The organism is Candidatus Skiveiella danica (genome assembly GCF_022705245.1).
Lineage (GTDB): Bacteria > Pseudomonadota > Gammaproteobacteria > Burkholderiales > Burkholderiaceae_C > Skiveiella > Skiveiella danica.
In genome coordinates, this window is record NZ_JAKJEW010000018.1 from 43,180 (window position 1) to 65,898 (window position 22,719).

17 protein-coding genes and 1 tRNA gene are annotated in these 22,719 nt (G+C 62.7%); 1 reads left to right on the forward strand and 17 read right to left on the reverse strand.

Features of this window, described 5'->3' with window-relative positions:
- Window positions 1–77 precede the first annotated feature (77 nt).
- Complete coding sequence (locus ACMUOY_RS11615) at window positions 78–854, forward strand: ParA family protein (RefSeq protein WP_413892884.1); 777 nt, start codon at window positions 78–80, stop codon at window positions 852–854.
- A 529-nt stretch (window positions 855–1,383) separates the two neighbouring features.
- Here the strand turns inward: ACMUOY_RS11615 and ACMUOY_RS11620 are convergent.
- The 17 genes from ACMUOY_RS11620 to ACMUOY_RS11700 all read right to left on the reverse strand — a co-directional run bounded on the left by ACMUOY_RS11620 (window position 1,384) and on the right by ACMUOY_RS11700 (window position 22,692).
- Window positions 1,384–1,920, reverse strand: coding sequence for a hypothetical protein (locus tag ACMUOY_RS11620; RefSeq protein ID WP_413892885.1), 537 nt, complete (start codon window positions 1,918–1,920; stop codon window positions 1,384–1,386).
- A 119-nt stretch (window positions 1,921–2,039) separates the two neighbouring features.
- Window positions 2,040–5,096, reverse strand: a complete 3,057-nt coding sequence (locus tag ACMUOY_RS11625; RefSeq protein WP_413892886.1) for a type I restriction endonuclease subunit R — start codon at window positions 5,094–5,096, stop codon at window positions 2,040–2,042.
- A 5-nt stretch (window positions 5,097–5,101) separates the two neighbouring features.
- Entirely contained in the window at window positions 5,102–5,878 is a 777-nt protein-coding gene (locus tag ACMUOY_RS11630) for a hypothetical protein (RefSeq protein WP_413892887.1), read from the reverse strand.
- Complete coding sequence (locus ACMUOY_RS11635) at window positions 5,875–7,281, reverse strand: restriction endonuclease subunit S (RefSeq protein WP_413892888.1); 1,407 nt, start codon at window positions 7,279–7,281, stop codon at window positions 5,875–5,877. Before ACMUOY_RS11635 ends, ACMUOY_RS11630 begins: the two co-directional genes overlap by 4 nt.
- Window positions 7,282–7,356: 75 nt before the next feature.
- Window positions 7,357–9,705, reverse strand: coding sequence for a type I restriction-modification system subunit M (locus tag ACMUOY_RS11640; protein ID WP_413892889.1), 2,349 nt, complete (start codon window positions 9,703–9,705; stop codon window positions 7,357–7,359).
- 95 nt (window positions 9,706–9,800) lie between these two features.
- On the reverse strand, window positions 9,801–10,793 hold the full coding sequence (locus ACMUOY_RS11645) for a hypothetical protein (RefSeq protein WP_413892890.1): 993 nt from the start codon (window positions 10,791–10,793) through the stop codon (window positions 9,801–9,803).
- A 354-nt stretch (window positions 10,794–11,147) separates the two neighbouring features.
- Window positions 11,148–11,402: a hypothetical protein gene (locus ACMUOY_RS11650; RefSeq protein WP_413892891.1), complete on the reverse strand. Its 255-nt coding sequence runs from the start codon at window positions 11,400–11,402 to the stop codon at window positions 11,148–11,150.
- Window positions 11,389–11,811, reverse strand: coding sequence for a DUF5681 domain-containing protein (locus ACMUOY_RS11655; RefSeq protein WP_413892892.1), 423 nt, complete (start codon window positions 11,809–11,811; stop codon window positions 11,389–11,391). The genes ACMUOY_RS11650 and ACMUOY_RS11655 overlap by 14 nt, the downstream gene beginning before the upstream one ends.
- Before the next feature lie 21 nt (window positions 11,812–11,832).
- Window positions 11,833–12,081, reverse strand: a complete 249-nt coding sequence (locus tag ACMUOY_RS11660) for a hypothetical protein (RefSeq protein WP_413892893.1) — start codon at window positions 12,079–12,081, stop codon at window positions 11,833–11,835.
- Window positions 12,082–12,372: 291 nt separating this feature from the next.
- Window positions 12,373–13,689: an AAA family ATPase gene (locus ACMUOY_RS11665; protein ID WP_413892894.1), complete on the reverse strand. Its 1,317-nt coding sequence runs from the start codon at window positions 13,687–13,689 to the stop codon at window positions 12,373–12,375.
- The gene (locus tag ACMUOY_RS11670; RefSeq protein WP_413892895.1) at window positions 13,686–14,513 is read right to left on the reverse strand and encodes a toprim domain-containing protein; all 828 of its coding nucleotides are present in this window, start codon (window positions 14,511–14,513) and stop codon (window positions 13,686–13,688) included. The genes ACMUOY_RS11665 and ACMUOY_RS11670 overlap by 4 nt, the downstream gene beginning before the upstream one ends.
- Window positions 14,510–14,788 carry a hypothetical protein gene (locus tag ACMUOY_RS11675; RefSeq protein WP_413892896.1) on the reverse strand — a complete coding sequence of 93 codons (279 nt, stop codon included), beginning with the start codon at window positions 14,786–14,788 and terminating at the stop codon, window positions 14,510–14,512. The genes ACMUOY_RS11670 and ACMUOY_RS11675 overlap by 4 nt, the downstream gene beginning before the upstream one ends.
- A 9-nt stretch (window positions 14,789–14,797) precedes the next feature.
- A complete protein-coding gene (locus tag ACMUOY_RS11680; protein ID WP_413892897.1) occupies window positions 14,798–15,103 on the reverse strand; it encodes a helix-turn-helix transcriptional regulator in 306 nt (101 codons plus the stop codon).
- 267 nt (window positions 15,104–15,370) lie between these two features.
- Window positions 15,371–16,594 carry a tyrosine-type recombinase/integrase gene (locus tag ACMUOY_RS11685; RefSeq protein WP_413892898.1) on the reverse strand — a complete coding sequence of 408 codons (1,224 nt, stop codon included), beginning with the start codon at window positions 16,592–16,594 and terminating at the stop codon, window positions 15,371–15,373.
- 175 nt (window positions 16,595–16,769) lie between these two features.
- Window positions 16,770–16,844 (reverse strand) — tRNA-Arg (locus ACMUOY_RS11690).
- Window positions 16,835–20,788 (reverse strand): translocation/assembly module TamB domain-containing protein, encoded by a 3,954-nt coding sequence (locus ACMUOY_RS11695; RefSeq protein ID WP_413892899.1) that lies wholly within the window; start codon window positions 20,786–20,788, stop codon window positions 16,835–16,837. Before ACMUOY_RS11695 ends, ACMUOY_RS11690 begins: the two co-directional genes overlap by 10 nt.
- Complete coding sequence (locus ACMUOY_RS11700; RefSeq protein WP_413892900.1) at window positions 20,788–22,692, reverse strand: autotransporter assembly complex protein TamA; 1,905 nt, start codon at window positions 22,690–22,692, stop codon at window positions 20,788–20,790. Before ACMUOY_RS11700 ends, ACMUOY_RS11695 begins: the two co-directional genes overlap by 1 nt.
- Between the last annotated feature and the right edge of the window lie 27 nt (window positions 22,693–22,719).

Here is a 22,719-nt window from a genome sequence, read left to right on the forward strand (position 1 = left end):
CCGTCGGTGGCTGCGGGCTGGGCACAATCGGGGTTTTGATCCGCCCTTTTTCATCTCCCCGTATAAGGAATTGCCTCATGCCGCTCGTCGTCTTCAACCAGAAAGGTGGGGTTGGAAAATCCACCATCACCTGCAACCTGGCCGCCATCAGCGCCAGCCAGGGTCTGCGCACCCTGGTCATCGACCTCGACCAGCAGGGCAACTCCACCAGCTACCTGCTGGGTGAAGGGGCCGCTGAAGACCAGCCCAACGTGGCCGGTTTTTTTGAACACACCCTGAGCTTCAGCCTGCGCAACGTGGCACCCGGCGAGTTCGTCGTCGGCACGCCCCACGAGAACCTGGACCTGATGCGCTCCAGCCCGGCGCTGGACGAGTTGCAAGGCAAGCTGGAGTCGCGCCACAAGCTCTACAAGCTTCGCGAGGCGCTGCAGAAGCTGGCCGAAACCTACGACCGCATCTACATCGACACCCCGCCTGCGCTGAACTTCTACACCCGCTCGGCGCTGATGGGTGCCAGCGGCTGCCTGATCCCGTTCGACTGCGACGAGTTCTCGCGCAAGGCGCTCTACACCCTGATGGAAAACGTGGAAGAGATCCGCGCCGACCACAACCCCGAGTTGGCCGTGGAGGGCATCGTGGTCAACCAGTTCCAGCCCCGCGCCAACCTGCCCCGGCGCCTGGTGCAAGAGCTGATCGACGACGGACTGCCGGTGCTGGAGCCCTACCTGCCCTCATCCGTGCGCATCCGCGAATCGCACGAGCTGTCACTGCCCATGATTTACCTCGACCCGAACCACCGCCTGACCCAGGCGCTGGTGGAATTGCATGAGGCACTGGAGGCGGCGCGGGCTTGACAAGACCATCAATATTGATAGCGATGTACGTCCATTTGATGCAGGGATGGCGCCGATAACACTGAAAAGCCGGGTTTCAGATGCTGAAAGGATGGGTGCAGGCCTCATGGCGAGCCACCGCGGCCATGCAGAGGTCGGACCAAGCATCGAGGCAAGCGCGGTCCCGGCTGGTACCACCGACAGGAACCCCAGAAAGCCAGGAAACCCGCATGGATGCTAGGCTTCAAAAATCATCTGTTCAAAAGTACCGTCAAAAGTACCGTCATTTCTTAAAGTGTCCCCGCGTGTTGCGAATCTGAGACGTAGTGATCGATGGTGCCTCAGGGCCCACGGTCATCACGGCCCACGTGGGTAGTCGCGCAGATTGCACTTGGGCCGTGCTGACTCTATGCGCACTTTTGCTGACTTTCTGCTGCTTTAGGACATGCAGGTTTTTACTGATTTTGCAGACGCCATAGAGAACAGTGAACCCCCTCGGCGACTACGCCCCGACTGGCGTTCATTGATCTGCCCCTGCGGTTGCCCAAAGTCACCCCGAAATCCTAAAGCCATCCTGATCCAGATCAATCGTTTCTGGACTGAAAGCAAAGCGAGGGGCGTCCGGGTCGGAAGGTTCCAGGAAAAGACTTCCACCGCAGTCATGCACGAAGCCGCCCCATACGCCCCGTTCGTCGAAAGCAAGCCGCAGAGTGTGCTCGCTACCGCATTCAAGGCATCGAGCGCGATTCCCTTGGGACCGCGCAAGCCGCAGTTGCCCCTGAATAACGGCAATCTCTTTCTTTACGTCGTCATTTCCGCCCGTCAGTTTGCCAAAGGCACGGCCAATCAAATGGGACAGGGAAGCAGCCTTGGCTTGAAGCTCCACAAGGCGGGCCTGCAGCGGCGCCGGATCAGTCCTGGATTCAATGTCGCTGATGGCCTTGCATTGCCTGCACCAGCCGATATCTCTGTCAGATTTCACTTTGGTGCCATCGTTGAAATGGTAGATCACGCGGATCGGCCTGTACTGCACGACCCCTGAGAAATCACAGCCGGTGCAGGCAACGTAACCACTGGCGATTGACATTTCATTTCCTCCCGTTTCATTCAGAAGACTCAACCCACACGATTCAAAACACATCTGTCGCTGGGTTTGCAATTCAGGCCAGCGCTCGGCCAAGAGCCTGATCTCTTCGGCCCCCCGCGCTACTGCGCCCCCGGCTGCTGAGCTTGGCTCGTCATCGCATACACCATGTCCCCCACGAACCGCTTGAACGATTCGTTCTCCACAAACTGCTTGTAGATCTGGGTGTCGTCTTTCAGCAAAATTTGCATGGCCATCCCCAGCGCCTGGTCGTGCGCCATGCGGGCGGTGTGCGGGGTGTTCTGCTTGGCGTTCTGGTAGGCCGCATTGGCCGAAACGATGGGCGCAACGTCTTCCCGGATCTTTTTCACCACCCGGTCGGAGTCGGTGAACAGCGTGCCAAAGGTCTCGTTGAAGGCTTTGATAATTTTGCTGAGGGGTTCCAGTTCCGGCTGCGGCTTGAATCCGCCACCTTCGCCGGTGCCAGGTTCAATGGCGGCGTCGTTGTCGGCCAGCGCGATCTTCATCGCCGCCTGCTTGTCCACCCGGTAGCTGTCCATGTCAATAGTGTCGATGATGCCTTTGGCCAGATCTTCTTCCTTGGGCGTGGGCAGTTTGGCAACCAGCAAGTTCAGCAGGATGGATAGTTTTTCCCAACTCGCATTGGTGCCGGGCACGATGGACGCCAAAAAGTCATAGGTGCGGCAAAACGCCTTTGCCTTGCCTTTGAAGTCCACCTGCTGGTCTTCGTCCAGAGTGTCCTTGTAGGCCACCACGCAGGCGTCCAGAATCGGGTCTAGCTTGTCGCGCTCGGCTCCCGCCAGAAACAGCGCCACGAACTTGTCCACCTGCTCAGGGGTGTAAACCTGTGCCGCGTCCAGCGCCAGTTTCAAGTCGTTGAGCTTGTTGGGGTCGGTTTCCTCGCTCAGGATCGTCGTGCGGAAATAGTCCTGAAACGACAGCTTGATGCCCTCGGTGTCGTTCTGAAAATCCAGCACAAAGCAGTCGCGCTTCTTGGGGTGCGCCCGGTTCAGGCGCGACAGGGTCTGCACCGCCTTGATGCCCGACAACGCCTTGTCCACGTACATGGTGTGCAGTAGCGGTTCGTCATAGCCGGTCTGGAATTTGTCCGCACAAATCAAGAACCGATACGGATCATCCTGAATCTTGTCGGCGATGTCTCGGCTGGAAAAGCCGTTCAGGGATGACTCGCTGACCTTGGCCCCGCCATAGTCATGCTCTCCTGAAAAAGCCACGATGGCCTGGTAGGGGCTCTTGCGTTCCACCAGGTAGGTCTGGAAAGCCTTGAAGTATTGGATTGCCCGCTCAATGCCGCTGCACACCACCATGGCGCGCGCCTGGCCGCCAATCTTGCCAGCGGCCAAGACGCTTTCATGGAAGTGGTCCACCATGATCTCGGCCTTGAGCCGGATCGCGTGGTCGTGGCCTTCCACATAGCGGCGCAGCTTCTTCTTGGCCTTTTTCTTGTCAAAGAACGGGTCGTCTTCGACCTTCTTGACCAGGCCAAAGTAGCTCAGCACCGGCGTGTAGTTCCTGAGCACGTCCAGAATGAAATGCTCTTCCACCGCCTGCTTCATGGTGTAGCTGTGAAACGGCTTGTGCCCGACCTTGCCTTCGGCATCGGGCGGCAGCGCATCGCCAAACATCTCCAGCGTCTTATTCTTGGGCGTGGCGGTGAAGGCAAAGTAGCTGGCGTTCGTCATCATCTTCCGGGCCGCCATGCGCTGCTCGATGGCCGCGTTCACTACGTCTTCGGCATCCACCTCGCCCTCGTCACCGTCAGCAGCAGCCCCCAGCGTTGCGCTCATGGACGCCGCCGTCTTGCCGCTCTGGCTGGAATGCGCCTCGTCGATGATGATGGCGAACTTGCGGCCCCGGTGCTCGTCGCCAATCACCTTCAGCACAAACGGAAAGGTCTGGATCGTGCTGATGATGATCTTCTTGCCTTCGGCAATGAACTGGCGCAGTTGCTCGGTCTTGGAAGTCGCATCGCCCGTCACTGCGCCCACGGTGGCGCCCACCTGCATGAACTGCCGAATGGTCTTCTGAATCTGGTCGTCCAGAATGCGCCGGTCGGTCACCACGATGACCGAATCAAAAGCGTCCTTGCCCTCAAATTTCACTGCAATCAACTGGTGCGCCAGCCAGGCAATGGAGTTGGACTTGCCACTTCCCGCCGAGTGCTGCACCAGATAGCGTTTGCCAACGCCATGCTGGCGCACATGGGCCAGCGCCTGGCGCACCACACCGAGCTGGTGGTAGCGCGGGAACACCTGGCTGCGCTTGATCGCTCCGGTCTTTGGATTCTTGACTTCCACAATCTGCGCGTAGTTTTCCAGGATGTCGGTCAGTCCGGCCGGGGTGAGCAGTTCACGCCACAGATAGTCCGTCTTCAGCCCCGTCGGGTTGGGCGGGTTGCCCGCGCCGTCGTTGAAGCCTTTATTCAGCGGCAAGAACCACGAACCCTTGCCCGCAAGCTGGGTGCACATGCGCACCTCGCTGTCGTCCACCGCGAAATGCACCACGCAGCGGCCAAACTCAAACAGCTTCTCACGCGGGTCGCGGTCGCGCTTGTACTGTTCCACCGCATCGTCCACGGTCTGCTTGGTCAGGCTGTTCTTCAGCTCGAAGGTGGCAATCGGCACGCCGTTGATGAACAGGCCCAGATCCAGCGCCCGGCGCGCCGCGTCGAGGCTGTAGGCAAACTGGCGGGTGACAACGAAGCGGTTTTGCGCGTTCAGCGCCTGCGCCTTGGCATTGCCCTCGGACGGGGTGCCATAAAACAAGTCGAAGTGCCCGGCCGGGTGGTGCTCAATGCCTTTGCGCAGCACGTCCACCACGCCGCGTTTGCCGATTTCGCCGGACAGGCGGGTCAAAAACCTGATGCGGTTGATGTCCTTGGCGTCATGGGCATCCTGGATCGCCAGCTTGTTGAACGCCTCGGGCTGGGTGGCACGCAGGAAGGCAAACAACTGGTGCACATCCAGCGCATGGGCGCGGTCATAGTCTTTGGGGCTGCCCGCCAGATAGCCGGTGCCCCCCAGCGGGGTAGGAGCCAGCGCGACGTGGCTGCCGGCGGGCTCCAGACCGTCGGTGCCGGTCATGTGCCGCACGATCAAGGATTCAAGCCCTTTTTCCGAGGTGTCGGTTGTTGCCATAGTGCTTAGCCAAGGGAAAGTTCTTTCGACCGGATCAGAGGCACCAGGCTGCGCCCGTTGCAGGTACACGCCTTCTCCCAAGGGTCCACGCCGAACAGTGGGGCGCTGTGCGCTTTAACCTGTTGCTGCCAGTCCGCATGGCTGGAAAAAGGTGCGCTCTTGTCCCGCATCTCATCGGCGTTCAGAAACCCGAGGTACACCAGCACCACCGGCATGCCCAGTTCCGTCAGCTTCCACGCCCAGGCAAAGCGGTTGGCCATCTGGTAGTGCGTGTCGCGGGAAAGGTGGCAGTGCGCCCCGGTTGCCAGCACCAAGCCTGCGGCGGCCTCGGCAATGGCCTTGCCGATGGTGCCATGGCTCGCCTTGCGTTCTTCCGATGCGTCTGCATCGAGCACCCGGCCGGACTCTTCCTTGCGCAACTCCTGAGCATGCGCCTTGGCCTCGACCAGCAGCAGCCCCGGCACGCCGCCCACCGTGCAGGTGCTGGCAATGTCAAAGTTGGGTGTCCTGGCCGTTTGCCGGTCGTCCGGCAGCCACCAGGCGCCCAGCTTCGCCCGCAGGTCCGCATGCAGCAAGCGCGGCGCCTTGTTCAGCTCCGCCTCCTGCACCTGCTCAAAGCCGACTGGCATCCAGGCGTCATCCGCAGACACCGTGGCAAACGGTGCCGCCAAGGCCGTCAGCCTCGCCGCCGCCTCGTCCACCGTGCCGTGGGTCAACAGGTGGCAGCGGGGCTTGCTGCCCCGGCGCTCTTTGGGATTGAGTTGTCCGATCAAGGGATTCATGCGGCCGTTTCCTCGTCGTTCGGTTCGGATTCATCCAAAGTGTCCAGGTCGTCGTCCGCGTTCAGCGCACCCGCTTCGGTTGTGGATGGCAATTCGTCCTGCGGCAACGCAGCGGCTGCCGCGCGTACATCGAGCTTGCCGGTCACCACGTCGGCGACCAGGCGGGTGCGGTACTCGCGCAGGAGGTCGATTTCGTGGGTTAACCGGACGTTTTCTTTATCTAGACCGATCGTCGCACGGGCAATATATTTTGCGATTGCTCTTTGCTCCTCTAGGGGAATGAGCGGTAAATCGACCCTACAGAAATTGCCGTAATTCAGATCTTGCCCGTCTCGAATGAATTCAGCCGTTGACTGCAATGCGCCGATATAACCTTGTGACTTAAACAAGTAGGCAAAAAATTCAACGTTCACCCCTGAACTCGGCTTTAAGACCACGTATGAAGACCGTATGGCACCGGAGGCCCAAGCACGTTCAAGTCCACCTTGAAAACTCCTCATGCTAATAACAAAGTCATCTCTTTCAACATGCCGACGTTTCTCTAAGTGCATAAAGATCTTCACTACTCGCCGGCCAACCTTATCCTCATATTCTGATTGCGGAATTACTCCATACGATTGAGTCGCCGAAAGCTGCACGTCATCGGGCAATGCGAAGTCCTTGCGGGCTGAGAACAGGTGCTTACTTCGCAAAGTGCCCCAATGCGCCGGAATATCCCCCAGCCACGCGATGCCGGACGGCTTGAGGGGGGCGGCGGGGTCCAGGCCACGGGTGACGGCGCGGTGGATGATGGCCTGCTTCTGCTCGGTGAGCAGCGCGATCACCCGCCGCTTGGCCCGGATGGTGCGCTCCAGCCGGGCGTTGGCCCAGTCCAGAAAGCGGACGATGGCGGCTTGCTCTTCGGGTGGGGGCAAAAGCACGGGTATTTGACGCATGGCCGCAATGGTCAAGTCCCATTGACCGACGCGCACCCCATCGGACGCTTGCCCGAAGTGGGCGACATAGGGCTTGCTGCGAAGCAGCGCTTGACCAAACTTGCCGTTGGCAATGTCGAAGTCATAAACGTAGTACGCCGGACTGACGATGCCATCGCATGGGGCGATACCCATCGAGCCTTGCCACGCCTTCATTTTGTTGATGACCAGCGCCCCTGCCCGCGCGACCTTGTAATTGCTCAAGTCGAGCGGGATGACGTTGTGGTTTTCACTGGCGTCGGTCATTGACCGCACGAACACGCCTTTTTCACGGGCGACCGACAGCAACGGCAGGTCAGCCCGGTTGCGCTCGTTGCGTGGTCGAATCAATGTGCGCAGGGCACGGACTTCCCAATGCGTCGGAACCCGAGCGAGCCAGCTTGAACCCGAATCCTTGTACGCCGGATACAGCTCAAGGTCAGCAATCATGCGCACCGCCGCCCACGAAATGCATGCTCATTTGATAGCATACTATGACCGTATCACGCTGGAAAGTGGCTGATTTCACTTGAAATCTCCCTTCAGCAAGCCGTCCAGCAGCCCGCTGGCCTCTTCCTCGATGGCCAGGATGTCGGCGCGAATCTCATCGAGCGTGCGCAGCGGCTGGGGCTTGTAGAAGTGGCGGGTGAAGCTGACTTCATACCCGATCTTGGTGGCATCCGCCTTGACCCAGGCGTCGGGCGTGTAGGGCAGTACTTCACGCTGGATGAAGGCTTCGATGCCGCCCGCTTCCAGCAGCGGCACCTGTTCGGTGTCGCGCAGGTCGGGGTCGGGCTCGTACTCCAGCACCACGGGCTTGCCGTCCACTTGCGCGGCGTACAAGCCGTGCAGCGGGTCGGGCTGGGCGCTGGTTCTGGCCGTCTTGCCGGGCTTGTGGGTTTTGGCGACCACGGGCGGCGCGCTCTCTTCACGCCAGCTCACGGCCTTGAGGATGACTTTCAGGTCGGTGGCGGACAGTTTGGTTCCGCTGCTTTTCAGCCAGGCGGCCACCTGTTCGCGGAAAACGTTGTGATCTTCAAACAGCTCGCCGCCCAGCGCGTCGCGCAGCTGGGAGGCGGTGTCAAACAGCTTGCCGTCGCGCTCCCAGGTCTTGGGGTCAAGCAGCTTGCGCTTCTTCTTCTCGGACAGGCCCTTCTTGGCGGGTTTGGCGTCCTCGCTCTCGTCGTCAGCGGCGTCGTCAATGCCGGCATCGTCCTGCGCATCGTCGGCGCCCCAGCCCTCCAGGCGCTGGAACAGGGCCTGTTCGATGCTGGCGAAGCGGGTGAATAGTGCGTCTTCAAACTCGTCAAACAGGACTCGGCGGATGTCTTCTTCGCCGCTGGCAAAGCGCAGCCCTTCGATGCGCGGCACCGACAACTGGCTGTGCAAACGCAGCGGGCGTTCCACGGTCACCTTCCAGTAGCCAAAGGCGGCGTTGGGGAAGAGTTTGGATTCGGGCGTTTCCTTGAAGTCGAAAAAGGTCTGGGTGATGCGGTCGATGTCCTCTGGGCTGAGCTCGCAGTTCTTCTTGCCCAGGTTCTTGCGCAGGGGCTTGAACCACTGGCTGGCGTCAATCAGTTGCACCTGGCCCTGGCGGTGCGCAGGCTTGCGGTTGGACAGCACCCAGATGTAGGTGGCGATGCCGGTGTTGTAAAACAGGTTGAGGGGCAGGGCGACGATGGCCTCCAGCCAGTCGTTCTCGATGATCCAGCGGCGGATGTTGCTCTCGCCCTGACCCGCGTCGCCGGTGAACAGCGAACTGCCGTTGTGTACCTCGGCAATACGGCTGCCCAGGGGCGACTGGTGGTTCATCTTGGCGGCCATGTTGACCAGGAAGAGCATTTGCCCGTCGCTGGAGCGCGTGACCAGTGAAAGCTCTTCGCCTTGGTGCATGACCTTGAAGCGCGGGTCGCGCATGCCGTCCTTGCCGCCCAGGGCTTCCAGGTCTTTCTTCCAGCTCTTTCCATACGGCGGATTCGCCAGCATGAAGTCGAACTCTTGCGCCGGGAAGGCGTCGTTGGACAGGGTGGAGTGCTCTGCGCCGCCCACGATGTTGTCCGCATTCGTGCCCTCGCCCTTGAGCAGCATGTCGGCCTTGCAGATGGCGTAGGTTTCGGGGTTTATCTCCTGGCCGTACAGGCGGCAGTCAATCTGCAGGCCGACCTTGTTGCCAATGTCGGTCAGGGTCTCTTCGGCCACGGTGAGCATGCCGCCCGTGCCGCAGGCGTCGTCGAACAGCAGGTAGGTGCCGGACTTGAGGCGGTCCTGGATGGGCAGAAACACCAGGTTGGCCATCAGGCGCACGGCGTCGCGCGGGGTCCAGTGTTCGCCGGCTTCTTCGTTGTTGTCTTCGTTGAACTTGCGCACCAGTTCTTCAAACACCGTGCCCATGGCGTGGTTGTCGATGCCGGAGGGGGTCAAGTCGATGTCGGGATCAAGGAACTTTTCGATCAGCGTGCCCAGCGCGTCGGCCCGGGCCAGGGTGGGGAGCTGGTTGCGGAACTTGAAGTTTTCCAGAATGTCCAGCACGTTCGGCGAAAAGCCATCGAGGTAGTCCTCGAAGTCGGCCAGCAATTGTTGACGGTTGCCGCGTGATTTGAAGTTGCGCAACGTGAACGCCGAGGTGTTGTAGAACGCCTGGCCGGCCATGCTGCACAGCACGGCCTTTTGCTCGGTGATGCCCGCGGCGTCCAGCATCTTCTTGGTGTCGAGCACGGCCTGCTTGGTGGGCTCCAGCACGGCGTCCATGCGCCGGATAACGCACATGGGCAGGATGACATCAGGGTACTTGCCGCGCCTGAACAGGTCGCGCAGAACGTCGTCGGCAATGCCCCAGATGAAGGAGACGATCTTGTTGCTGGTGATGGGGTCCACTGATTTGTCTGCTCCCGTAAGTCCGCTTGTTGGTATTGATGCTGCGCACCGCTTGAACTGACTTTACCTGACGGACCGGGGGAAACCAGGGATCGCTACTCCTCAGAAAATTCTATCCAGCCCTCAGTCACAAATTGCCAGGGGCGGTCGATGTCGCCCATATCGACATCGCTCAGGCTCAGTAGTCCGTTCATGTTGTCATCGCTTGAACGCTTGAGGTCTGGCCAGATGCTTCGATACAGGCTCCAGAACAGGAGGGGATCACCGCCAAACGCACCGGAAAGTGTGGCCTTGATCGCGCCAGTACGATCCTCAAGACAGGCCAGCAAGCACGCGGCGGCTAGCCCTTCGTCGGACTCGTCGTTGCCGTCAAAGTGGTCGGCCAGTTCAGATTCATGGTTTCGACCTGCTTCAAAACCAAGACGCAAGGGATCCAGCCCCGCAGCGTCGATGGCTTCAGAGGCGGAGAAGTCATAAAAATTGTTTTCTGATGCCGCATCAAAGCCGGTCAGCCACCGTGCCAGGGCAATGGTTTGCATCGCAGCCTCATGTACTTCGTGCTCTTCACCAGCGCAATTCAAGCCGTCGCATTCGGCAATGATGGTTGCCCAGGTGAGCGCCTGCCTGTTGAACGAATCCGGCAAGAGTGCACCGAGAACGGCAGCAAGGCTTGATTGCTCGTCATCGGCGGCCTCCAGACCAGCCCACCACCAGCCGTCAGCCGGATAGGCGGCATCGGAAATGAGCTCGCTCCATTTGACGACCGGAATCGCATTGCTGTGGTGTTTTGAAATCCATCTTGCAGCAATCAACTCGACAGATTCTCCGAGTGCCGTCCCATCGGACTCGCCAAACTCATCGGGCGGTATTACTGCGATTTCGGCGTTGGCCAAACCGTAGGATTTCAGCATTGCCCGGAAAGCGGGTTCATCCTCGAAACCAGTCCCGATCAGCAAAAGATCATCGCGGCTGCCTGAATTTCGGCGCTGGAGCCAGGAATTGGCCCTCTGCAACAGGTCGATATTGAGCCCGGAATCGCTTGCACCGTTCGGATAGACCAACGCAATGAGGGAGAGTTTGAAGGCCATTCGGTTGATTATGTCGAATGGCCCGGGCACAGCCCGCGTTTTGCGAAACAGATTTACGCCGCCAGTAGCCGATGCAGGCAACCCATTTTCCCAGCTGCTCAGAAAAACCTAGCCTGGGTCTGCCGTCGCCTCCGTGCCTGCACGCGCCGGTGCATGGGAACTCCTCAATTTTAAGGAGTCCCCCTACTGGGTTGCGGTTCGGTGCTGGCGAACTGCGGGAATTTTTCAATCAGCAGCTCATAGTGCGGCCCCTTGACTGCCAAAATCCACAGCAGTTTCGTGACTCGCTCAGTATCCGTATAGACCCTGCGGGCTGTCTGGTCGTGAGGCGCTTCGAGTACCTCCAGGCGTTTTTCAAGAGTTGACATTTCTCGCCTTCCTGTCGGGGTCATCCACCACGATGGGCAGTGAACTGCCGTGTCGCAGAACTTTTTCTATCACAGCGGCAAGAAGGCGCGGACTCCCCCAATACTGAACTTCTTGTCCACTTGGGACGCCCCAGTCCAACGTTTTGATGTGGGCATCCAAATCTTGGTCAGACAGTGCTTTCAAGTCGGTGTGCGCCCTGGCGCCTTCAATCTGCGCGACTCGCTTTTCAAGATTTCCCATTTCGTACCTCCAGCGCGGCAATGCGCGTTTCAAGTTCATCGATTTCGGTCACGCGCGCCAGGGTGCCGATGGCCCCAAGCAGTGCAGCCCCCTGTGATGGCGCCAGCACCCCATTGGCCACAGAGCGCAGCACGGCGCGGCCCTGGTCCGTCAGCGTGCCGTCCGGCAGCGTCAGCGCCAGGGTCGGTTCCATGGCCTTCAGCGGAGGTACAGCACGTTCCAGGAGCAAGCGGGCAGCGCCGACATCGCCGTCGAGGGCTTTGGTCATCATGGCGTCCAGAATGCCCGGCACCTGCTTGGCAATGGCGGCACGGAGTTTTGAGACATCGCCCGTCCCAGCGGGGCGACCCTTGGGATTTCCAGATTGGCCCGGCTTCCATGCGGCGGCGGGCGGTTTTCTTGTGGTCATCGGTGTTCTCTTTCTGCTCTATCAGTGAAAGTTGGGAAGGGAGCCGTTCACAGCATCCAGGTACGCGCTACGAAGCATCAAGCCCTCGATGCTCTCCTTCCTGAGTTCTTTCAGAAGGGTCTCGGCCACCTCCCTAGCGGTCAGCATTGAAATCATGGTTTCAGTGGTCTTTTTGGTGCGACCTTTCCCGTCGTAGATGCACCAGTGATCGATTCGATTCCTCATTGCTAGAAACATGGCTTCGAGTTCTTCAAGGCGGTCGGGTGTCATGGTGTCAGTCTTTTCTCAAATGGTTAATGGATTGGTCTGAGGGCAAACAGCAACAGGCTCAAGTGGCGGCGTCCTTGCTGCCATGGGTGCGCGGGGTTTGTTGCGCCAGTCCGAATAGATCAGTCATCGCAGCCCCCTTGCCAACCTCCGTCCGTATGCGTCCGCTTCGTCCGTATGCGTCCGTATTGGGCAAATGCAAATACGTACAGGGACGGGGGAAATTCAATCCCCGTCCGTCCGTACGCTTGAACATTTCTCTGAGAAGCGGACGGATTCAAGCGGACGGGAAATTCACTTTTCTGGTGCTGCATTGCTCGCCCCCCGCTCGGTTTCCGGCTCCGGCTCCAATACGGACGGAATCGGCGCTCTTCTCCAGCTTTCGGGAATCACCAGTTTTGCCGGGGGCAGCCCAGCGCCACGTATTGCGGCCTCATGCTCAGAGGTATCCAGGTTGACCAAGTACCTGGCCCGCATAGGATTGGTGCGCTCGTTCGCTGGAACAGCCACCTCATGCAGCCACCGCTCAGACAGCAGGTTTTCGATGGTGTCTGTCACCGCGTTTCGGTCTCGCCGGATCTTTGCCTTCAGCCCTTCGCGGTTCAGCGGATTGCCGGCCTGCCATGCGAGTTCTACGGCGTCCCGAATGTCTTGACGCAGGCTGGCTTCATCCTCCTTGCGCTGGCGCTCTGTGGCCTGTTCTGCGGCTTTCTTGCGGCTCATTTCAGCGGGCGCAGCAGTCCCCCATCGCATCACCACAGTTTCCGAGTTGCCGAATTCGTCCTCCGATGCCGCATGGGCGATATGGCTGGTGATTTCAAGCTCGGTCCATCGGGGCTCGAAACGGGTCTTGCCCAGCACCAGATAGCGCGCGTCGCCTTCACGCACCAGAAACAGAGTCTGGTTTGCATCCCCCTCGATTGCACTGGCGCCCCGGTTCGATAGCCCGGTCACGTCCGAGCGGCTAAGGTTCGCTTTGGCAACATGCCCGATAAGCCACACAGGCAGCCCGGCAAACCCCTGCTTTAATGCGGCCATCATTGCGCTGGCCTCGCTGTTGTCGTTCTCGTTATCCAGCGCCAGCACGGCGGACTTGGTATCGAGCACCACCAGCGGCAACAACTCCACGCCGTCAACCGTCCGGGTGAATTGCTCGCGGTATGTCGTGCCCACTTGCGCCACGAATGACGGGTCCAGTCGCACAGCATCCACGATGTGCAGGCGTTCACGCACATCCTCCAGACTGATGCCCAGATTGCTGTGACGCACGACCCCGGACAGGATGCGGCGGGCCTGTTCCACATCCTCCGTGATGTAAACGACGTGCCTCCACTGGCGCGGCATGAGTTGGTCGCCATGCAGACCGGCAGCCACCAGCGCCAACGGAAGGATGGCGGTCGTCTTGCCCACACCATGCGCGCCGGCCACCACCACCACGCCATGCCCTATGAAGCCCGGAATCACCCAGCGCGGCGGCTTTGCGGTCCCATCGAAGTCCAAGAATCGCGCCAGTGGGTGCAGCTTGGGCGCGACTTCGGAAACTGGCGGCGCTTTCTTGACACGCTCAGCACCTGCCAGGACTGAATTCATCAGGATGGCTTCGGCGCTCATGCAGCCACCTCCATGAGCACATCGTTCAGGTCGTTGGCAGCTTGGCGCGTGACCAACACTTCCTTGTCGGCTTCAGCCCATCGGCGTGCGCAGATGGACGCGGCAGACATACCGGCAGGGTCTTGGTCTTGGGCAATTACCAGTGTCTCGATGCCCGGCAGAACCGGGACCTGTGAGAGGTGCCCGGCGTCAATCGTCGCCCAGACGGGTGCATAAGCCCATGCCAGCGACAAGGCGGTTTCAATCCCTTCGGCGATACCTAGCCCATAGGTCACAGCCTCGTCTGGCCAGAGCCTGATGCAGCCGCCTTTGGTCGTGTGGTTCCAGAGCGGAAGGCGCGGCGTATCCAGGTCGGCTTTGCCCGTGGGCGTGATCCAAGTCCGGTGCAGGCTCAGGGGCTCGCCGGTCAGCACGTCGGTGATGAGCGCCACCAGCGCCGGTCCAACGTACCCGCTGCGATGCTTGACGGACGGATGCCAGCGAAGATGCCCATCAGCAGGCGGGATGACGCAGTGTCGTGCACGCAGGTAATGCAAAGCCACTCCACTGAGCGGATGACAACTTCGCCAGAATGCGCGACCCCATTCACACAAGGAATCAAGCTTTTGAGTGTGCGACTTTTGCGTCGGCTTGATGGTCGCAAGTCGGCGTACAGCACCACGTTCAGGCTGATGCGATTCGACGTAAGCGCAACGGAAGCAATGCAACACGCCTTTGCCGTCAGGCTCAATCGTTAGTCCGGCTGTTTTGTCTCGACCACCACGGCCGCAACTTGGGCACTCGATACGATGCTCACCGGCTTGATAGTCGTTCCAGGCGATCATGCTGCGCCGCCGATCTGGACGAGGAAACGCTTGGCGTCGTCCAAGGTCGGCAGGTGCCGAACCTGGCCCCAGCGTTCGGCGTAGTAGGTCGCGGCGCCATCAACGGTGCTTGTGCGATACAGCGCGTGGCCGCGCAGGGCGAACTGGGCGCGCAGGGTGACGAACGCCTTGTTGCCTGGATCTGCAATGCCCGGTACGATCAGCGTGTCTGTGTGGCCTGCCGGGTAGTTGACGCTCCCGGTAGGCATTTCTTTTTGGGTGATGTCTGTGTGCATGTCCACCCCTTACACGGTCGCCTGCGCGGCCATCCATGCTCGGACTTCGCCCACCTTCCAGGCGGTCACCCTCTCGGACAATTTGTAGGGCTTCACGAAGGAGCCGTTTTTCACCTTGCGCCAAAGCGTTGGGGCGCTGAATGGCAGCGGCGCGGTCGAACCCGGCCGCTTAGGACTTTGGACCAACTGTGACTCACGGATGAAGGCGCTGTCGGGGAGCAAGTCAAAGCCGCACTTCTCATTCAGGAAGGTCTTTGCGCTCGAATGCACTTGAACCACAGGTGTGGGTCCGGAGATCTTGAGTTTTGAGTTCATGTTGCGTATCCCAGTGGCGCAACACGAAGCGGGATCAGGTGCTAAGCGTTGCGCGGGTTGAAAAATTGCGCGCAACAGTGAATATCTAACTTACTTTTCGTGAATCAAATCCCACGCGGGGGATTGGGCCTGGCAGGCCATGATGCCAACGGATATGAAATGAGAGAAAATCATTTCGTATCAATGACTTATGGCAGGATGGCCATGAACCTCTCTGCCTGTAGCAAAGTGGCAACAGTCTCTATTGCCATAGAGGGGACTGTCAATCTAAGTTCCTCCGAGCGGCGGGACCACATCGGCACCAATGCGCAGCTTGTCCAGATAATCAGCCCACCGCTGCATCATTTCCCGCCGTGCCGGTAGGTGTGCCGTGCGGTTGTAGGCGCGCCCATTGGCATCTTTCACCGCGTGCGCCAGTTGGTGCTCTATCAGGTCAACCCGTTCGCTCATCACCTCGTCCATGATTGTGCGTGCCGTAGCCCGGAACCCGTGGCCGGTGTGAACATCCGCGGTGTAGCCCATGGCGCGCAAGGCTGCATTGATGGTGTTTTCGCTCATGGGTCGTTCCCCCGTGCGCAAGCTGGGGAAGACGTAGCGCCCATGCCCGCTGATCGGTTGCACGCTGCGCAGAATCTCCACCGCCTGCGTGGACAGCGGGACGATGTGGTCCACCTTCATCTTCATCTTCGCGCCGGGGATGCGCCACTCCGCCGCGTCCAGATCAATCTCTGCCCACTCAGCCGTCCGCAGTTCGCCAGGACGCACGAACACCAACGGGGACAGCTTCAGCGCCGCCACGGTGCAGGGATGCCCGCTGTAGTTGAATATCGAGCGCATGAGGTCGCCCACCAGCTTGGGCTCCGTGATGGCCGGGTGATGTACCTTAGTCTTTGCTGTCAGTGCGTCGCGCAGATCAGCGGTCACGTCTCGTTCGGCCAGCCCGGTGACAACTGCGTACCGGAACACCTGCCCGCAAAGTTGCTTCAGCCGGTGCGCCGTGTCGATTGCGCCGCGTGCTTCCAACTTGCGAACCACCTTGTCCAGCACGTCACGCGGCCCGATGGTGGAAATGGGCATGTTGCCGATGAAGGGGAAGGCGTCCTTTTCCAGCCACGTCTTGACTTTCAGTTGGGTGATGGCCGCACGCTTTGCAGCCGTCTTGTTCAGCCAGTCCCGCGCCACCGCTTCAAAGGTGTTTGCCGCCGCGTCGGCCTTGGACTGCTTTTCCTCGCGTTTGGCGGCGCTGGGGTCGATACCTTCGGCCAGTATTTCACGCGCCGCTTCACGCCGCTTTCTGGCCTTTTCAAGTGAGACCGCCGGATAGACACCCAAGGCCAAGGTTTTGCGCTTGTCAGCAAAGCGGTAATTCATGCGCCAGTACTTGCCGCTGGCGGTAATCAGCAAGTACATGCCGCCACCATCGGCGTGCTTGTCGCCTGCCGGACTCCCGCTGTGCTTTTCGTTCTTCACGAAGGTTGCATTCAGTGCCATATGGCCTCCTCTTGGCGGTATGTCGAATGGCGGTAGTTTGCAATGCCGCCAGAAGTACCGCCATTTTGGCGGTATGTCATGGTAGCCCCTGAGCCCGCATGAGGCAACAAAAAACCCGCTACGCTAGGAAACGTGCGGGTTTTGAGGGGTTTTGAAGGCTTCTGATTCGATGTTTTGGTACCACCGACAGGAATCGAACCTGTATCTGAGACTTAGGAGGTCCCCGTTCTATCCATTGAACTACGGCGGCTTGGGGCTGGATTGTAATTGGCGGGGTGGCGGCTCCCGGGGCAGGGCGTCACGGCCATTGTCGAAGCGCACGGTGTAGATCAGGTCCACGACGCTCTGCTGGCCGATCTGGGCGCGCAAGGTCAGGCGGCTGGTCAGTTCGTAGAAGATCTGGAAGGTTCCCATCGCGCCACTGAGGCTCTGTTCGTAAGCCACGTAGAAGTTGCGCGCCAGGCGCTTGCCCACCATGACGGTGGCGCCGGTGGCGTTGCCGTCCGGGCTCTCGCCGGGCGCGCGCACAGACAGTTCGTCCAGTCCGAGGGCCTCGGTCAACTGGCCGGACAGACCATTGGAGCTGCCACCCAGAATGGCCAGCGCCGCCTGCTGCAACATGGCCGCCTCGGCGCCGCCGTTGGCGCCACTGCGGCCCAGCAGCAACCAGGACAGGGTCTCGGCTTCGGACAGCACCGGGTCCGAATACAGGCGCACGCGCGGCGACAGGGCCGTGCCGGTGATCTGCACGCCGACGCGTTGCGTCAGATTGGGGCGGATGGCGAGGATGTCCAGCGCGGGGTTGTCGTAGGCTCCGGAAAAGCGCAACACGCCCTCGTCAATGTCGAGCCACTGGCCATAGGCCTTGTACGTGCCGCCCACGGTGCTGATTTCGCCGGTCAGCCGCGGCTGTGGTGCGCCCCGGGTCTTGCTGGTGGCCGTCAGGCTGCCCGCCAGGCGTGTTTTCAACCCGTAGCCGCGCATCTGGAAGTCGGGTCCCAGGTCCAGCGTCACCGCAACATCCTGCTCCACGCCGGGCCTGGCCGGATCGGACGGGGGGGCCGCAGAGGGGGGCGCTGCCGTGACGGTGGCCCCCAGGGTGCCCTTGCCATTGCGGGTGCTGACCACCACGTCGGAGCCCAGGCCCGAGGCGGTTTCTTCCGGCAGGATGATGAGCGCCTGGTCGGCCTTGATCCCGCCGCGCACCACCAGGCGGGCATCGGCCAGCTTGGCCGTGAGCTTGCCGGAGACCGTGAGGCGGCGGTCGGCGCGGGCACTCACGCGCAAGGCGTCGGCCTGCGCTTCGAGCTCCATGCGTACGCCTTTCACGCCGGCCGCTGTGTTTTCCCTGGCCGAAGGCCAGAGCGCGAAGCCCTTCAGGCTCAGCTGTCCACCGGACCCTTGCGCGCCGCTGGCGCCCTGAAGGCTGAACTCGGTGATGTCCACGCGCTGCTCCTGCAGGGTGGCACGCAGCCGGCCCTGGCTGAACTCGATGCCGTCCACGATCGAGCGCGCCGCCAGATTGTCCGCTGCAATCGTTCCGCCCCACTGCGGCGCCGCGCGGGTGCCAGCCAATGTCGCATCGGCCTGCAGCGTGCCCCGGATGCGCCAGCCCGGCGGTGTCAGCGCCGACCAGGCCCGCAGGCGGGGCAATTGCGCGCGCAGGCTGCCGCTGACGGCGGCGTCGGCGGGCCAGGTCCAGCCATCGCTCTGGCGCTGCAGCCGGCTGCGGAAACGGGCCTGCGCCTCGCCCGCACGCTGGCTGTCCCACGCAGCCCGCAGGTCCAGGTCGCCGTTGTCGCCCGTCAGGTCGATGCGCGCGGTGCGCACGCCGGCATCGATCACACTGGTGCCGCCGTCGTCGAGTTGCATCTTGAAGTCGCCCTGGGTGCGCTCAAGAGATGCGCGAACCCGCATCGCCGCTCCCACCGCGAGATCCCATTGGCCGGCGAGCACCATGTCCTCGGCCAGGTCGTACTCCGACAGGGCCAGGCCGGCCAGCCGGTCGATCCAGCCCAGGGGCAGTCCCTGAACACGGCCCTGCGAACGCCACTCGGCGGGCGCTGCGTCGCGCCGGCTCCAACTGGCCGGCTGCCACTCGATGCGGGCCTCGCCCGGCTGGGGCCCGGTCAGCCGAAGATCGCCAGCCGACACTTGCAGCGCGCGAGACAGGGGCGTGTCCTTCCAGTCCACGGCCACGCGCTGGCCCAGCCGCAGGGTCCAGGTGCCGGGCTGCAGGCTGTCCTGGGCCTTGAGCTGCAGCGTCTCGACCTGCGCGCGCCAGGCCCCGTCGCCCAAGTGCCCGGCCTGGGCGGCGGCTGCCAGTTCGAGGCGCCGCGTGCCGGCCTGCGCGCGACCGCGGGTGTTCAGGCGCAGCGACGCCGGAGTTCCCGTCAGATCGAACTGTCCGTCGGAGACCTGCCAGACCTGCGTCGGTGCGGCGCCGGGCGCGCCGAGATCCAGGCGCGGCACTGCCAGCTGGGCCTGCACCTGGAGCTGGCGTCCTTGCTCTTTCCAGCCCCCCTTCCAGGTCGCGTTCAGGGCGGCGGATCCCCGCATGGTGCCCTGCGCCCATTGCGTGGGCATGCCCGGCCAACTGGCCAGCCAGCGTGCGGCCAGGCTTGCGTCGGTGACCTGCGCGGCCAGCGCGCCAGCGCCCTGGGATTCGCTGATCTGGCCCGCCAGGGTGACCGTGCCGCCGGGCAGGCTCAGGTTCAGCCGGGCGTCGCCGCTGCGGCGCTCGAGGTGGAAGGTCAGGCTGCCTTGCAGCTGGGTGTCATCGGTCTGCAGCAGCAGGGCGGGCAGGGTGAGGGTGCCGCCCTCCCAGCGGCCCTGGGCACGCAAGGCCTTCAGGCGCTGGCGGATCGCCGAGGCGCCGGGCGGGCCGCCTGGGAGCGGCGCCCCGGTCAGGTCCGCGTCGAAGGTCCAGGCCTGCCGGGCGATGCGGGCCGTCAGCTGGCCGTTCAGCGAAGCGGCAGCCAGCCGCGAGTCGGCGGCGGCCGGATTCACGCGCTGCAGCGTGGCACGGGCGTCCCAGGCGAGCGCCGGGGCCTCGGTGCCTTTCGGCGGATTCGAGGCGGTGGGCACGGACTGCGCCTGGGCCAGGATGCGTCCACCGGCGGCCACGGCGTCAAGCGATTCGATGATCCACTGGCCGCCCGCATAGCGGGCGCGGGCTTTCAGCTGGTCCAGCGGCAGTTGCTGGCGGTCCCAGGGGCCGGGCAGGGCGTTCGACAGGTCGGCCTGCGCCAGCCAGCCGTCGGCCCGCGGCATGACCGTGGCCTGGCCTCGCAGCAGGGTGCGGGGCGCCTGCGGCCACAAGGCCGCCAGGTCGAGCCCCTGCCAGTCGCCTTGGGCGCCGGCAACGGGTTGAGGCTGCCAGGGCTGGATGCGGGCCGTCACCGTGGCCTTCATCGGCGTGCTGGCAAGTGCGCTGCCTGGGGTGGCCGGGCGTCGGGTGATCGGCGCGGCCAGGTCCCGCGGCGCCAGCCCGGCGGACAGCTCCAGGGTGGCATCCATCCCGGCCAGCGCACCCTGCGCCTGTGCGCTGGCCACCAGCGTGACCGTTCGCAGGCTGCCAGGTGGGGTGGTCACGACCTCGCCCTGAAGGTGCACGGCCAAGGCCATGGCGCCCGCAGCTTCAAGCTCACCCGAAAAATCGTAGTTTCCCGAAGAAATACGCGCTTTTCCAGCGTCGATCCGATGAATTTTGCTATCAAAAGTGTATCTACCCGCCAAGCCATTTACGACCAGCGGCGGCGAGCCGATCCATTCCAGCGTGGTCACTTCAAAGGGAGCCTCGACCCGGATCGGCAGCGTCAGCTCGGGGGGCGGGGTCGCCGGTGTCGGCGCCCGCTTGTCTTCGATCCGCAAGCGGGCGATGGCGAGCCGGTCCAGCCGCAGCTGGCCATCGAGCAGGCCGGCCAGCGACCAGGCCACTTCGGCATCACGGGCCTCCACGCTGAGCGCACCCTGGCGCCAGCGCAGCCAGCCGATGCGCCCGCCTGAGCGCAGGCTGCCTTCCACCTCGCCGGCGTCCAGCGACTGGTCGGCGGGCAGCATCCGGCCGGCCAGATCCAGGGTCGTGGCAAGGGATCGATCAATGCCTGACCACAGGTAGAGCGACAGCCCCAGGCCGGCCAGCACCAGCAGGGCGGCGCCAACGCCGAGCACGAACGGCATGAGCCGGCGCATCAGAACAGCACCCCCATGCTGAGGTTCAGGCGCAGCTTTTGCGTCGCCACGCCCCAGGCCAGGTCGATCTGCAACGGACCGATCGGGCTGTTCCACTGCGCGCCCGCGCCGACACCGACCTTGGCGGTCAGTTGCTGGGGCTTGTCGGCCACACCACCGGCATCGACAAACGCGACGAAGTCCCAGGCCGTCGTCAGGCCATCGATGATGATCGGGCGTTGCAGTTCCAGGCTGCCCACGGCCAGGTAGCGACCGGCGGCGGTCTGGCCGTCCGGCAGCGTGACGCCTATGCTGCGGTAGGCATAGCCGCGCACCGTGTTGTCGCCGCCTGTCAGGAACAGCTGCGTGGTGGGCAGGTTTGCGGCTTCATTGGCCAGCACGGCGCCCAGTTCGGCCCGCGCCGCGATGCGGGTGCCGCGCGCCACGTTCCGGTCGGCCTGTCCGCCAGGATGGCCCAGCGGGATGTAGCCGAGCCACTTGCCAACCAGGCGGCCAAAGGGGTAGCGGGTGTCGCCCACCGTCACGCCACCGCCCACATCCAGAGACAGGCCGTGCCCGCTGGTGGGAAACAGCCGGCTGTCAAAGTCCCGGCGGGTCCAGACGTAGTTCGCGCTCAACGCGTTGGCGTCCGGCGGCGGGTTGGTGCCGGTGTTGCGGGCGCGTTCGTATTGCAGGAAATAGGAGCGGTCGACGGACTCCGTCGCGCGCGTGCGACCGGCGCGCAGCAACAGGCTGTCGACCTCGAAGCTGCCGGATTCCTCACGTGCCACCTGCGCCGAGGTGCGCCAGCGCCAGAGGTTGGCGTCAGGCGGCGCGGTCCACTCCGTGCCGAGGGACTTCTTGGGCTGTTCGTAGAGCAGCTTGGTGACGGCCCGCCAGCCGATGACCGGCAGCTGGTGCTCGGTGTGCTCCATCGAAAAGCGCAGGCCGGTGTCGGTATTGACACCCAGGCCCAGGATCAGCTTTTGCCGCTTGGCTTCGCGCACCTTCACGCGCATGACCGTGGCCTCTGGGCCGCCGGAGGTGTCCAGGCTCAGGTAGACCGAATCGAAGTAGCCGCTGTCGCTCAGGCGCTGCTGGGCCTCGAGCATGCGGGTCTGGTCGTAGGTTTCACCGGGGGGCAGCTGCGCCAGCCGGGTCACCAGCTCTGTGGAATGGCGGTCCAGCCCGCTGATCACCATGTCGCCCACCTTGAAGGCGGGCCCGGAATCCAGCGTCACGCTCAGGCGCGCACTGTGCGTCTCGGGGTCGATGTCGGCCCGGCTGTCGGCCAGCTTGCCCACCGGATAGCGCACGGTGGTGAGCTCGCGCAGCGCCGCCAGCTTGGCCGCGTCCCATTCCGACTGGGTGAAGCGCATGCCAGGGCGCAACGTCCAGAGCGACTCGATCTTTTCACGCTGCGCCCTTGCGCCTTCTTCGGTGGCGATCGGCCCGGTGAAGTCGATGCGCACGTCGGTCACCTGGGTCGGTTGACCGGGATCCACGCTCACGATCACCCTTCGCGGTTCCGCAGCGACGGCCGGCGCCTGCTCGATGGTGACCACGGGCGAGAAATAGCCCAGTGTGGCCAGAATCTCCTCGGCGTTTTTCCGGGCCACCGGCAACAGGCGCGCCAGTTCGTTGTCGTCCAGGCCGGGCAGCTCGGCGAAGCGCGGCAACTCGAGGCGACGGGTCAGCACGTCCTGGATGTCTTTGGGTGCCCGGATCTCCACCGCGAAAGCCGGCCCTTTGTCTGCCGTGGTCGTTGCCTGCCTCTGCGCCTGGCGTTGTGCGCGCCGCTGCTCCGGCGTCAGCGCCTGCCCGTCCGCCGCCGTCTGCGCCGTCGCCGGTGCCTGCAGCAAGGCGCAGGCCAACAGCGAAAGCGGTAGCCACCCGAGGCGGGAGCAGGTCCGGGATCGGTTCATCGCGGCACGCAGGTTGGCCGGCTCAGC